Source organism: Shewanella sairae, from assembly GCF_023283535.1.
Classification (GTDB): domain Bacteria; phylum Pseudomonadota; class Gammaproteobacteria; order Enterobacterales; family Shewanellaceae; genus Shewanella; species Shewanella sairae.
In genome coordinates this window covers 32495-44849 of sequence record NZ_JAKILT010000024.1, presented here as the reverse complement: position 1 = coordinate 44849, position 12355 = coordinate 32495, and the positions used below count along the sequence as shown (strand labels likewise).

Sequence of the window (12355 nt, the reverse complement as noted above, 5' to 3'; positions counted from 1 at the left end):
TAGACCTTGTTGTTAGCAATTTAATTTCAATTTATATACATCTATCACATTTATGGCTCATTAAACCTGCTAGGTCAAATAATGTCCTAAACATATATCTACGATATCTCGATGTTTAACTGTCATTTTTCCAGCAATAGGGGCAAGCACTTCAATATTAGTCGCAGCCTGTTTAATAAGCTTAAGATTAAATTACGATTTAGAAGATAACTGGAAGCCTGCACTAAGCAGCTCTCTGGCCCTCCAAGACTCGTGTTTATGTTGGCCTAGAAGTTTGCGATGAGGTAGAATGCTGCGCCTTAAAATAGCGATATATTGGATAAGTCTGTGCGAATAATTTTGGCGCCTATGGAAGGCGTAGTTGATGATTTAATGCGAGAGATCCTCTCTGCAATCAACCCTTATGATCTTATGGTCACCGAGTTTGTTCGCGTGGTTGACCAGCTATTACCTGAAAAGGTGTTTTATCGTATTTGCCCTGAACTACAAACCGGTGGACAGACCTTATCGGGCACGCCAGTTCGAGTGCAGCTACTAGGCCAAGAGCCAGGCTGGATGGCAGAAAATGCCATCAGAGCAATTGAACTTGGTTCGAAAGGTGTCGACGTTAACTTTGGTTGTCCAGCAAAAATGGTTAACCGCAGTAATGGCGGCGCAGTTATGTTGCAGTATCCAGAGCAGCTTTATAATGTAGTCAAAGCAATGCGAGATGCAGTGCCAAGTGAGCACCCTGTCACCGCAAAGATTCGCTTAGGCTTTAATGATAAGTCACTGTATATGGAAAACGCGCTTGCAATATATGAAGCTGGCGCAAGCGAACTTGCCGTACATGCCCGCAGCAAAGTCGATGGCTATAAACCACCAGCGTACTGGGAATACATCACGGATATCAACAATAAGCTGCCGATACCTGTGATAGCTAATGGTGAGATCTGGAATAAAGATGATGCCGAGCGCTGCATGCAGGTTACTGGCTGCGATACCGTTATGGTTGGCCGTGGCGCCATCTCTTTACCTAACCTTGCAGCGAGTATCAAAGGGGCCACGCCGTATACATGGCAGCAATCACTCGAACTCATGCTTGATTATACCGACCGAGAACTAGAGGGCAGAAAAAGTACTTACTATCCTGCACGCATAAAACAGTGGTTTGGCTATTTAAATCGCCAATATAGTGAGGCCGATGAGCTGTTTCGTGAGCTTAGAGTCTTTAAAACCGCAGAAGAGATCATCCAGGTACTTAAGACAGCACGGGCCAAACTACCGGACTAGATCAATCTTAAGTGCGATTTACGTCGCTTAAGGTACAAAATATTACCCAGAGTTGATCTTCATCATAACGTGCTTTGCCTACAGCATTAGACTGACAAGCCGTAAAGTCAATAATTGTAGGCAACTGAAGTGAGTACGAACCAAATCCAAGTAACCTTAACCGCTATCGAATCGGATCTAAGAGTAAAGATTGGTGCACTCCCGGATATGCAAGCCAAGCTAATGGACCAGCATAATTATTCGCTTTGTGAACTGATTCAACTCATGACTGAAGTTCATTTATGTGAACATCCATTATTCTTTGAACTGATGCGTTTAGATGCAGCACGCTGTCAGTTAGAAATTGGTTTGTATGGGGTATGTAGTGATTGTGAGAATGAAATTGAAGCTGCGCGCTTAGCAAAAGACCCTCTGGAGCAGCGCTGTATGACTTGCAGTAGCCATTTTAGTCAGCAACATAGGCAAGAATTAAGACTAAATCATTAATCTCCTTGCCTGTTGTATCTTTAGCAAGCACCGATGAGCGAACGCTGACCAATAAGCATAAAAAAACCTCCTAATGGAGGTTTTTTATTATGTACTAAACATTATTTTTTGATTAGAACTTTACACTTGCTCTTACAAAGAAGTAGCGGCCAAGTACGTCATAAGTGTACGGGTCGGTATTTGAATCATTGTTACCAGTGTAATATGGCGGCTGTTCATCAAATAGGTTGTTTACACCACCTGATAGACGAACAGTTTCAGTTAGGTCATATGTTGCTGATAGGTCATGATACATAACGGCATCAACACTTGGCGCATAACAATCTGCAGGGTCATCTTTACAAGCAAATGAATCCATACCGTCGATATAGCGCGCTTCGTATGTTGCGCTCCAGTCACTACCGGTAGCAGTCAAGTTAAAGTTAGTCTTTAGTTTAGCGTAAGCACCTACACCACCTGTGATGTAACCACGGTAATCTACTGCTGTACCATCTTGATCAAATTCTTCATATTCATTTAGAAGTGAAGTATCTAGACCCGCTCTCCAGTCTAAACCTAATCCTTCAAATACATATGCTACGTTAACATCGTAACCAGAAGTGTTAGTTTGACCAACATTTTGAAGTCCGTTATCGAAACGAATACGGCCGGTATTATCGATTGAGATATTTGCAGACTGACAAAGCGCAGTATCGGTATTAATCTTATTACCACCAGCATCTAAACACTGGTTAGCAACATAGTTTGAGTCTACTTTTGTAATCGTATTGCTGATCTCAATATCATAATAATCTACTGTTAGCGATAGGCCATCAACAAAGCTTGGAGAGTAAACCAAACCAAGTGTTGTGATATCCGCTTCTTCAGGTGTTAGGAAAGGGTTACCACCAACAGTTACTTCAGCTTGAGTTTGCTCGGTTGCAGGGTGAACAATTTGGTCAAATGATGGTGACTTACCGCCATATAGCTCACTTACAGTTGGTGCGCGGAATGCGGTAGACATACCACCACGTACCATTAGGTCGTCGGTCATGCGCCATGTTAGGCCAAGCTTCCAGGTATTGTCAGAGCCAAATGTGCTGTAATCAAAGTAACGAATTGCAGCACTTAAATCTACTTGCTGTGCTAGAGGTAAATCGCTCAAAAGTGGAATAGCTAATTCAGCATACGCTTCATTTACATCAAAAGAACCTGCAGTAGGTTCTACTCGAGGATCATTCGCTAATCCCTGAGCCGTTAATGAATCTGGAGTGTAGTAAGCAGACTCTTTTCTGAACTCATAACCTGCGGCAAAGCCCATTGTACCTGCTGGTAAATCAACGATATCACCAGATAATGAAGCAGCCATAATATCTAATTCACTACCACCAGCATTCAGCTCTGTGTAGATGAAAGGAGCAATGCTGTCACCTTCCCATGAAGACTGCAGGAATGGGTCAAACTCTTCCGCTAATACAGCATCATTGATAGAACCAATATTGTGCAAATTAGCTAGTGTATCAACTGAATCGTTCTTACCTTTGTTGTATGAAACATCCCAAGTCCATTCGTTTTCAAACTCACCTTCAAGTCCAACAACAACACGGACAGTGTCAACAACTTGAGAGAAATCACGTGAGCCAGATTCAACCATACGGCGGCCATAACTTACTTCTTCACCATCCGCAACCCATGGAAGAAGATCGTCAGTCATCCAGCCGCCTGCAGATTTCGGTTGATATACCCAAGGAGAGCTATTCCAAATAGGCTGAGGAGCCATCTGCTGATCAGACCAACGCTTCGAGTACATTGCTTCAGAGAAAAACATAACTGAATCAGAAAGCTCGTAAGTACCAGCCATGCTTAGATTGATACGCTCCATCGGGGTAGATAGGAAACTATCTTTAGAGTAGTTATAACGATCTGCATCAGTAAACTCATGATACTCACCGCCACGACCGCTTAAATCTGCACCGTTAGCGCCCCAAATGTGACCGCCTTCAGAGTATGAGCTACCTGCACAGAATAACTCTTTATTACCAGCTTCACCTTTTTCTGCGATTGGGCAATCTGAAAAATCTCTATCTGCTTGGCTAGCATCACCACGCTTAGTGTATTGAGCATTAAGTACAACATTACCTTTATCGAACGTGTTACCTAAAGTAAAGTCAACGCTGGTTTCATCTGCGTCGCCGTGACCAGACATACCAGTTTGTACATTCATTTCAAAGCCTTCAAAGTCACGCTTTAAAATTACGTTTACCACGCCAGCAATTGCATCAGTACCATATACTGCTGACGCACCATCTTTTAGTACTTCAACACGTTGGATCATTGAAACTGGAATAGTGTTCAAATCGACAGAAGATGCTGCACCAGTACCCGATGCAATCATTCGGCGACCGTTAACCAATACCAGAGTACGGTTAGAGCCTAAACCACGCAAGTTTACGCGAGCGTTACCACCAGAGCCATTGTTTACGGCAGCGTTAGTCATTGCACCGCCAGATGCAGTCATTTTCTGTAAAACATCATCAATAGATGTTGCACCTGATGCCATAATAGCTGACGCATCAATTACGCTTACAGGGCTTGAAGTTTCCATGTCTGCACGCTTAATACGTGAACCGGTAACTTGAATACGCTCAACACTCTCTTCTGCTGTATTTCCTGCTGCAGATTCTTCTGCATAAGCGAATCCAGATAAAGCAACGCTTGTTGCAGCCGCAGCAATTAAGCTGCTACGAATAGCTTTTGCTGTTAATGATACAGAGCTCATATTAATTCCCTCAATTCCAAAATATATAATGGAATGGTTAAATTTATTTTAGTTTTATTTAAACGAGCGGTTAACGCTTCTGAGTTAAATACTGTTTAAATTTAACTTTTATGTCAACAGTCGCAACATAAAAATAACCGCAAAGATATTAATTGATACATTTAGAAATAGATAGACAACATTAAAATGTTGATTAAAAGGAACTTTTAATTAACGTAGCATTTGAATCTAACAGTAATAAATATAAATAAATAACAACAACAATGTATCAGAAAAATTAACTTTGTTAATTTTTTGTGAATACAATCTAAAAACGCAATATAGAGGAAACGAAATGCTAACACAATACAAACAGTAAAACCCAAACCACACAACCTTAAAGCGCAAAATACAACCAACCAAATCAACAACAAGCTTCCAATAATTTCAAACAAACATTAAAAGTAATAAAAAATTATAAAATCTAGCTTGTTGCTAGAGCAATATTTGACCTACCTAGTTGTTATGATACAAAGTCATTAATTGGTTTCACTCAAATAGGTAGCAACTTTCAGAATTTTTAAGTGGAATATACGTAAATAATTTATTGTTATTATTAACGTAATTTTAGTGAGATAAATGGAAGCAGTGATGTGGCCTACCATTAGACATCATGAAATAACATAAATTTTTGAGCTTCAACTTCCATATAAACAAAATAGAACTATGTACCCCACTTTTTATCAATTGAAGGTAAAACGATATAAGTAGTTACTCTATAGAAGATACTTTAGATTGAAGGTAAAGGTGAACATAAGCAGAGTGGTAAGCTATTTAAAGCGACTATCATTTATCTAAACATGTACCGCAGAAAGTAAAGAAAGCCTTACAGAAAGAGCAGAAAACAAAAAAGGAGCCATTAGGCTCCTTTTTGTTTAACACGTTCGAATTAACGAGTACGTGCACATAGCTCGTCTGCGCTGAAGAAGTATGCAACTTCACGCTCAGCAGATGCTACAGAATCAGAACCGTGAGCAGCGTTCTCATCGATGCTTTCAGCGAAATCGGCACGGATTGTACCTTCCGCAGCTTCAGCTGGGTTTGTCGCACCTAGGATTTCACGGTGAGCTAAAACAGCGTTCTCACCTTCAAGCGTTTGAACCATGATAGGACCAGAAGTCATGAATGCAACTAGAGCACCAAAGAAAGGACGCTCGCTGTGCTCAGCGTAAAAGCCTTCAGCTTGTTCTTTGCTTAGGTGGATCATTTTAGAAGCGATGATTTTCAGGCCAGCCGTTTCAAAACGGTTATAGATAGCGCCAATGTGGTTTTTTGCAACTGCATCAGGCTTAATGATAGAAAAAGTACGTTCGATAGCCATGAAAAGCTTCCTTCTTAAATATAGGGTTTTTAATTTTCGCGCGGATTATACGAAATAATGACCCTATTGCCTACCCTTTGGCAGCCATCTAATTGAGATAAGTCTGATATCCAAATACAAAAAAGCAGGATGCATCACACTTTCGCGCAGCAGCAAGAAGAAATAGACCGCTAAATTAACCAATGCTAAACGATTGACCAACTAAATTAGCCAACCGTTTATCACTCTGTTACTTACGGTTTTTAACCCATACAAAACCAACCGCAATAACCGCTAATAGCGCTAGAGCCGGCGCTAAGTCCATAAAATGATGAAAAAGCCCAACACCACCGTGGCCTTCATGAGCAAAAACAGCAGTTGGTGACAACAACATTGCTAGTGTTAATAATGACTTACGCATGCCAACATCCTTTTTAGAAAATGATTCTAGCCGATGGTTCAGGGTTAAACACATCAGAATACCCATCCAAATTTAGACCAATTTGCGTAAATATAATTGATGCGGATCAACTCAAAGTGTCATTGCATGCTTAATAATCAATAGACAGGATCGAGATCACACAATTAGCTAATGCGGGGTCAATTTGTCTTATTTTTCTGCAATCCAGTTAGCTTGAATCGCCTCAAGCACCCTTTCATTACAATGATTTGGGTCATCGTCAAAACACTCTAATGCCAATACCCACTCGTTAAGATCGGTAAAACGAATAGTTTCAGGGTTAACGTCGGGGTATAGCTCTAACAGTTCTAACGCGATCTCTAATGAATCGATCCACTTAAGCTTCATTGCACTTCCCCTTTTAACTTGCTTAATTTGAGCCGTTGAATTGAGTAGCATTGAATTGAGTATAAGACACCTAATACCAATTGCATTCTGTAATAATCAATTGCCATTAATAGCAATCGTATATTGACTGGTAAAGCTCAGCATGCCCGTACGGTTTGGGTAGATCAAATTCTTATACTGTTTGGTATAAGACAAAGGAAACAAAAAAGCCAGTCGCGAATGCGACTGGCTTTTCAAAGGTATATAGCAAGCTTATTTATTGCTAGTTGCCTTCACTTACCATGTTAATGGTGTACTTAGGGATATCGACCACTAAGTCAGAGGCTGGCACTCGTGATTGGCAAGATAGACGGCTTTCAGGCTCTAGGCCCCAAGCTTTATCTAGCATATCGTCTTCAAGCTCATCGCTTTCTTCTAGCTCGTCAAAGCCTTCACGAATAATGACGTGGCAGGTTGTACAAGCACAAGACTTTTCACAAGCATGTTCAATATGAATACCGTTACGTAGTGCAACGTCTAAAACCGTCTCGCCTTCTTGCGCTTCAACAACAGCGCCATCTGGACATAACTCTTCATGGGGTAAAAATACAATTTGTGGCATAACCTTACCTATATATTGTCAACCGACTGCCCTTTTAGAGCTAGCCTGATTGAATTATCCATACGCTTAGCAGCAAAGTCCTGCGTCGCTGTATCTAGTGCTTCAATCGCTTTTTCAATCGCATCAGCGTCATCTTCACTTGCGGTTTGAGCAAGTGTAGCCATATCAGCTTTGATGACTGTGCGTTCTTCATCTGACAGTAAATCACCGTCTTTATTTAAGGCAGCGCTTAATGACTCAAGCACGCGTGCTGCTTCAACTTGTTTTTCAGCTAACATGCGGCGAGTAATATCCTCTTTAGCATTTGCCATCGAGTCTTTTAGCATGCTACCGATTTCTTCATCACTTAAACCAAATGATGGTTTAACTTGAATACTTGATTGTACGCCAGTCGACTTTTCCATTGCCGTTACGCTAAGCAAGCCATCAGCGTCAACCTGGAACGTCACGCGAATATGCGCAGCGCCAGCAGCAAGGGGTGGGATCCCCCTTAAGGTAAATCTCGCAAGCGAGCGACAATCAGATACTAATTCACGCTCACCTTGCACAACATGGAACGCCATCGCCGTTTGACCATCTTTAAAAGTGGTAAACTCTTGTGCGCGCGCAACTGGAATAGTGGTATTACGTGACACCACTTTCTCAACTAAGCCGCCCATGGTTTCGATACCTAGCGATAACGGAATAACGTCAAGTAATAATAAATCTGACTCTGGCTTATTGCCCACTAATATATCAGCCTGAATTGCAGCGCCAATGGCAACTACGCGGTCAGGGTCAATAGAGGTCAGTGGTGTTTTGCCCATGAAGTTTTCAACTTCTTGGCGCACCAAAGGTACACGAGTTGAACCGCCAACCATCACAGTTTCTAGCACTTCATCAGTACTCACGCCTGCATCACGCAGTGCACGACGACAACTTGCAACGGTTTTCTTTACAAGCTTGCTAATCAGGCTATCAAACAGCTCTCGGGTAACTGATAGCGATAAGGTAGCGCCGTTATCATCAATCACATTCGCAACCGTTTCAGCTGAATCTGTAAGCGCTTCTTTTACCCGGCGAGCTTCAATTTGCATCGAACGGTTTAAGCTGGCGCTAACATTAGTTAACTGCCATTGTTCAATAAAGTGCGCTTGAAGCTGATGGTCGAAATCATCACCACCTAATGCAGAATCACCACCGGTGGCCAATACTTCAAATACGCCTTTGTTTAAACGTAAAATGGAAATATCAAAAGTACCACCGCCTAAGTCATAAACGGCAATCACACCTTCTTGACCAGAGTCTAAACCGTAAGCAATCGCTGCCGCTGTTGGTTCGTTTAATAAACGTAAGACTTTAACGCCAATCAGCGATGCCGCATCTTTAGTACCTTGACGCTGTGCGTCATCAAAATAGGCTGGAACAGTGATCACGACACCTTCTAGCGTACCGCCAAGTGTTGATTCAGCACGCGCCACCAACGGCTTTAAGATTTCCGCTGAAATTTGTACCGGATTAACTTTACCTTGAGGCGTAACAAAAATAGGTAAACCATTTTCGCTTGCTTCAAACGCATAGGGCAAAGACTGCTCGCCAGACTGGATGTCGTTAAGACTGCGACCCATAAAGCGCTTAACAGATACTATGGTATTTTGTGGGTCTTGGGCAGAAAACGCTTCGGCTGCTAGACCTACTTGTACGCCATCTTGTGTATATCGAACAACAGAAGGTAATGAATGCTGATCATCTTCATTGGGTAAGGTGTTCGCCACACCACTACGCACTGCAGCAACAAGTGAGTTAGTGGTGCCTAAATCGATCCCCACTGCGAGACGATGTTGGTGGGGAGCAGCGCTCTGTCCAGGCTCTGCTATCTGCAAAAGTGCCATAAATATCCACTTAAAAAAATGTTGGCTCAAAAACTTGAGCCAACAATATTAAAAATTAACGCCGCTGGCTAATCTAAGAGTGCGTCTTCCACTCTAGCCAACTCGTCTTGTAATTTTGCCATAAACTTGAGTTTACGAATTTGATCTGCAGCCTGCAAATGTTCCGCTTCGAGATCGCTCACTAACAGCACTTTTAGTTGTGCTGTGATCTGTTTAGCGTATTGCTCAAACGAATCATATAAAGCAGCGATTTCATCATCAGGCTCATCGCAATGGGCAATATCTTCAAGCGACTCACGCCATTCCATCTGCTGCATTAAAAACGCGGTGTCTTTAAGCGTGGTGGTTTCATGGCTAATCTCTATTCCTTTAAGTGCAAGCAAATGCTCGGCGCGCTGAATAGGATTTTTAAGCGTTTGAAAAGCGTCATTGATTTGCGCAGTGCGCTGCACTGAAAGACGTTTATCTTGTTCGCTTGCGTTGGCAAACTTGTCGGGATGAACCGCCCTTTGCAGTTCGCGGTAGCGATCTGCAAGTAAGGCGGTGTCGACATCATAGGAAGGAAGTAAACTAAACAGCTCGAAATAATTCATAGTTTAACTTTAAGTGATTTAAACGGTAAAACTCTCGCCGCAACCACATTCACCTTTCGCATTTGGGTTATTAAATTGGAAACCTTCGTTTAGACCTTCTTTAACAAAGTCCAACTCAATCCCTTGAAGATAGATAAAGCTTTTAGCATCGATAATGATTTTTACACCATCAATGTCATAAAGTTCATCGTCGTCATTAAGGTCATCAACAAACTCAAGTACATAAGCCATGCCAGAACAACCTGATGTCTTAAGTCCTAAGCGTAAGCCTAAACCTTTGCCACGGCTAATTAAGAAACTCTTAACACGTTCAGCCGCAGCGGGAGTGATACTAATTGCCATCTTAACTCCAGGTATTACTTAGATTGCTTTGTCTTGTACTCTTCAAGAGCGGCTTTAATCGCGTCTTCAGCCAAAATTGAGCAATGAATTTTTACTGGTGGTAATGCTAACTCTTCAGCAATGTCAGTGTTTTTAATCGCGCCAGCTTCTTCAATTGTTTTACCTTTAACCCACTCAGTCACAAGCGAGCTAGAAGCAATGGCACTACCACAGCCATATGTCTTGAATTTAGCATCTTCAATAATACCGTTATCGTCGATACGCAGTTGCAGCTTCATTACGTCACCACAAGCTGGCGCACCAACCATACCCGTTACTACTGACGGATCGTTCTTATCAAATGAACCTACGTTACGTGGGTTTTCGTAATGATCGATTACTTTTTCGCTATAAGCCATGATACAACTCCAATTTATCTATTCGTGAATTAAGTTAAGGGTTAGTGATGTGCCCACTGGACTGAATCCAGATCGATACCGTCTTTGAACATTTCCCAAAGCGGAGACATTTCCCTTAAATTACCAATAGATTCTTTAATCGTTTCTATTGCATGGTCGATCTCTTCATCTGTCGTGAAACGACCGATTGAGAATCGAATTGAGCTGTGTGCCATTTCGTCATTCAGACCCAATGCACGTAATACGTAGCTTGGTTCTAGACTTGCTGAAGTACATGCTGAACCTGAAGATACTGCTAAGTCTTTTAATGCCATCATCAACGACTCACCTTCAACGAAGTTGAAGCTCACGTTTAGGCTACCGCAGTGTCTGTTTTCCATATCACCGTTGATATAAGTCTCTTCGATATGGTTAATACCATTCCAAAGCTTGTCGCGCAGGCGACGAATGCGCTCGTTGTCCACATCCATATCCGCTTTTGCAATTGCAGCAGCTTCGCCCATACCCACAATTTGGTGAGTTGCTAGCGTACCACTGCGCATGCCGCGCTCATGTCCGCCACCGTGCATTGCTGCTTCTAGGCGAATACGTGGCTTACGACTTACATACAATGCACCAATACCTTTCGGACCGTACATTTTGTGGCCTGAAATAGACAGCAAGTCGACTTTAGTTGTTTGCACATCAATCGGCATTTTACCTGCACTTTGTGCAGCATCGACATGGAATACGATTTTACGTGAGCGACATAGCTCACCAATCGCATCGATATCTTGAATAACACCAATTTCGTTGTTCACTTGCATGATGCTCACTAAAATAGTGTCTTCACGCATAGCCGCTTCAATCATAGCAACTGGAATGAGACCACTTGGCTCAGGCTGAAGGTAAGTCACTTCATAACCTTCACGCTCAAGTTGACGACAAGTATCTAGAACCGCTTTGTGTTCTGTCTTACTAGTGATGATGTGCTTACCTTTCTTGTGGTAGAAGTGAGCAACACCTTTAATTGCAAGGTTGTCAGACTCAGTTGCACCAGACGTGAAAACAATTTCACGTGGGTCAGCATTGATAAGATCGGCAATTTGGTTACGCGCAATATCAACCGCTTCTTCAGCTTGCCAGCCGTAACGGTGAGAACGAGACGCTGGATTACCAAAAATGCCGTCCATTGTCATGCACTTCATCATTTTCTCTGCAACGCGAGGGTCAACCGGCGTCGTCGCAGCATAATCTAAATAGATAGGTAGCTTCATCACACACTCCGTACTTTGTAGTCTCTAACAGAGACCACTTACAACGTACAAAAAATAATTTTTATATTCATAACAAAAGCTGCTAAATGCTGAGCCTTTGCTCCTGCTGCAATTTATCCTGTTTAACGGAGATAAACTGCACATCTCTTTTATGCATTAATCCTGCTAACGATATGCCATTCAAGAAATCGGAGATTTGATTGCTTAAATCTCCCCAAAGAGAATGGGTTAAACATCGCGTTCCACTCTGGCAGTTTCCCTGACCTTGACAACGAGTTGCATCGACGGACTCATCAACCGCACGTACAACCATACCAACAGAGATTTCACCTGCGTCTGTACCTAGGCGATATCCACCACCGGGCCCACGGACACTTGAAACCAAGCCGTTTTTTCTAAGTTTTGCAAAGAGTTGTTCGAGGTAAGATAGAGAGATCCCTTGACGCTCAGAAATATCGGCTAATGGTACGGGACCATTTGTAGAATGCATAGCAACATCTAGCATTGCTGTGACTGCGTACCGACCTTTCGATGTAAGTTTCATGCTACTACGTCTCCCAAAAAAGCATAGGCTAATTTCAACATACCCGACTGTTTTAGTCAAGTATAAAACCTAGCGATTTGGTCAGGT

The 12355-nt window shown here is 42.3% G+C and carries 13 protein-coding genes; 2 read left to right on the top strand and 11 right to left on the bottom strand.

What is annotated here, in order from left to right; genetic code table 11:
- The first annotated feature begins 327 nt into the window (after nt 1–327).
- Nucleotides 328–1272, top strand: a complete 945-nt coding sequence (gene dusC / locus L2748_RS11710) for a tRNA dihydrouridine(16) synthase DusC (protein WP_220782717.1) — start codon at nt 328–330, stop codon at nt 1270–1272.
- A 129-nt stretch (nt 1273–1401) separates the two neighbouring features.
- Nucleotides 1402–1758, top strand: coding sequence for a TraR/DksA C4-type zinc finger protein (locus L2748_RS11705; RefSeq protein ID WP_220782716.1), 357 nt, complete (start codon nt 1402–1404; stop codon nt 1756–1758).
- A gap of 112 nt (nt 1759–1870) precedes the next feature.
- On the opposite strand, the gene L2748_RS11700 is transcribed toward L2748_RS11705, so the two are convergent.
- From L2748_RS11700 to iscR, 11 genes are all read right to left on the bottom strand, one after another.
- The gene (locus L2748_RS11700; RefSeq protein ID WP_220782715.1) at nt 1871–4516 is read right to left on the bottom strand and encodes a TonB-dependent receptor; all 2646 of its coding nucleotides are present in this window, start codon (nt 4514–4516) and stop codon (nt 1871–1873) included.
- Nucleotides 4517–5444: 928 nt separating this feature from the next.
- The gene (gene ndk, locus L2748_RS11695; RefSeq protein ID WP_220781760.1) at nt 5445–5876 is read right to left on the bottom strand and encodes a nucleoside-diphosphate kinase; all 432 of its coding nucleotides are present in this window, start codon (nt 5874–5876) and stop codon (nt 5445–5447) included.
- 229 nt (nt 5877–6105) lie between these two features.
- On the bottom strand, nt 6106–6276 hold the full coding sequence (locus tag L2748_RS11690) for a hypothetical protein (protein WP_220781759.1): 171 nt from the start codon (nt 6274–6276) through the stop codon (nt 6106–6108).
- A 189-nt stretch (nt 6277–6465) separates the two neighbouring features.
- On the bottom strand, nt 6466–6663 hold the full coding sequence (gene iscX / locus L2748_RS11685; RefSeq protein WP_220781758.1) for a Fe-S cluster assembly protein IscX: 198 nt from the start codon (nt 6661–6663) through the stop codon (nt 6466–6468).
- 262 nt (nt 6664–6925) lie between these two features.
- Nucleotides 6926–7264, bottom strand: a complete 339-nt coding sequence (gene fdx / locus L2748_RS11680) for an ISC system 2Fe-2S type ferredoxin (RefSeq protein WP_220781757.1) — start codon at nt 7262–7264, stop codon at nt 6926–6928.
- An 8-nt stretch (nt 7265–7272) separates the two neighbouring features.
- Complete coding sequence (hscA, locus tag L2748_RS11675; protein ID WP_220781756.1) at nt 7273–9135, bottom strand: Fe-S protein assembly chaperone HscA; 1863 nt, start codon at nt 9133–9135, stop codon at nt 7273–7275.
- A 68-nt stretch (nt 9136–9203) separates the two neighbouring features.
- Complete coding sequence (gene hscB, locus L2748_RS11670; RefSeq protein ID WP_220781755.1) at nt 9204–9728, bottom strand: co-chaperone HscB; 525 nt, start codon at nt 9726–9728, stop codon at nt 9204–9206.
- A gap of 18 nt (nt 9729–9746) precedes the next feature.
- Nucleotides 9747–10070 carry an iron-sulfur cluster assembly protein IscA gene (gene iscA, locus L2748_RS11665; RefSeq protein WP_220781754.1) on the bottom strand — a complete coding sequence of 108 codons (324 nt, stop codon included), beginning with the start codon at nt 10068–10070 and terminating at the stop codon, nt 9747–9749.
- A gap of 14 nt (nt 10071–10084) precedes the next feature.
- Nucleotides 10085–10468, bottom strand: a complete 384-nt coding sequence (gene iscU, locus L2748_RS11660) for a Fe-S cluster assembly scaffold IscU (RefSeq protein WP_028767228.1) — start codon at nt 10466–10468, stop codon at nt 10085–10087.
- A gap of 41 nt (nt 10469–10509) precedes the next feature.
- On the bottom strand, nt 10510–11724 hold the full coding sequence (locus tag L2748_RS11655; protein WP_220781753.1) for an IscS subfamily cysteine desulfurase: 1215 nt from the start codon (nt 11722–11724) through the stop codon (nt 10510–10512).
- Nucleotides 11725–11806: 82 nt separating this feature from the next.
- Nucleotides 11807–12268, bottom strand: coding sequence for a Fe-S cluster assembly transcriptional regulator IscR (iscR, locus tag L2748_RS11650; protein ID WP_220781752.1), 462 nt, complete (start codon nt 12266–12268; stop codon nt 11807–11809).
- Between the last annotated feature and the right edge of the window lie 87 nt (nt 12269–12355).

Excerpts from the sequence above, each read along its gene's own strand:
- L2748_RS11700 (WP_220782715.1), bottom strand. The coding sequence starts at position 4,516 with ATGAGCTCTGTATCATTAACAGCAAAAGCTATTCGTAGCAGCTTAATT.
- ndk (WP_220781760.1), bottom strand. The coding sequence starts at position 5,876 with ATGGCTATCGAACGTACTTTTTCTATCATTAAGCCTGATGCAGTTGCA.
- L2748_RS11690 (WP_220781759.1), bottom strand. The coding sequence starts at position 6,276 with ATGCGTAAGTCATTATTAACACTAGCAATGTTGTTGTCACCAACTGCT.
- iscX (WP_220781758.1), bottom strand. The coding sequence starts at position 6,663 with ATGAAGCTTAAGTGGATCGATTCATTAGAGATCGCGTTAGAACTGTTA.
- fdx (WP_220781757.1), bottom strand. The coding sequence starts at position 7,264 with ATGCCACAAATTGTATTTTTACCCCATGAAGAGTTATGTCCAGATGGC.
- hscA (WP_220781756.1), bottom strand. The coding sequence starts at position 9,135 with ATGGCACTTTTGCAGATAGCAGAGCCTGGACAGAGCGCTGCTCCCCAC.
- hscB (WP_220781755.1), bottom strand. The coding sequence starts at position 9,728 with ATGAATTATTTCGAGCTGTTTAGTTTACTTCCTTCCTATGATGTCGAC.
- iscA (WP_220781754.1), bottom strand. The coding sequence starts at position 10,070 with ATGGCAATTAGTATCACTCCCGCTGCGGCTGAACGTGTTAAGAGTTTC.
- iscU (WP_028767228.1), bottom strand. The coding sequence starts at position 10,468 with ATGGCTTATAGCGAAAAAGTAATCGATCATTACGAAAACCCACGTAAC.
- L2748_RS11655 (WP_220781753.1), bottom strand. The coding sequence starts at position 11,724 with ATGAAGCTACCTATCTATTTAGATTATGCTGCGACGACGCCGGTTGAC.
- iscR (WP_220781752.1), bottom strand. The coding sequence starts at position 12,268 with ATGAAACTTACATCGAAAGGTCGGTACGCAGTCACAGCAATGCTAGAT.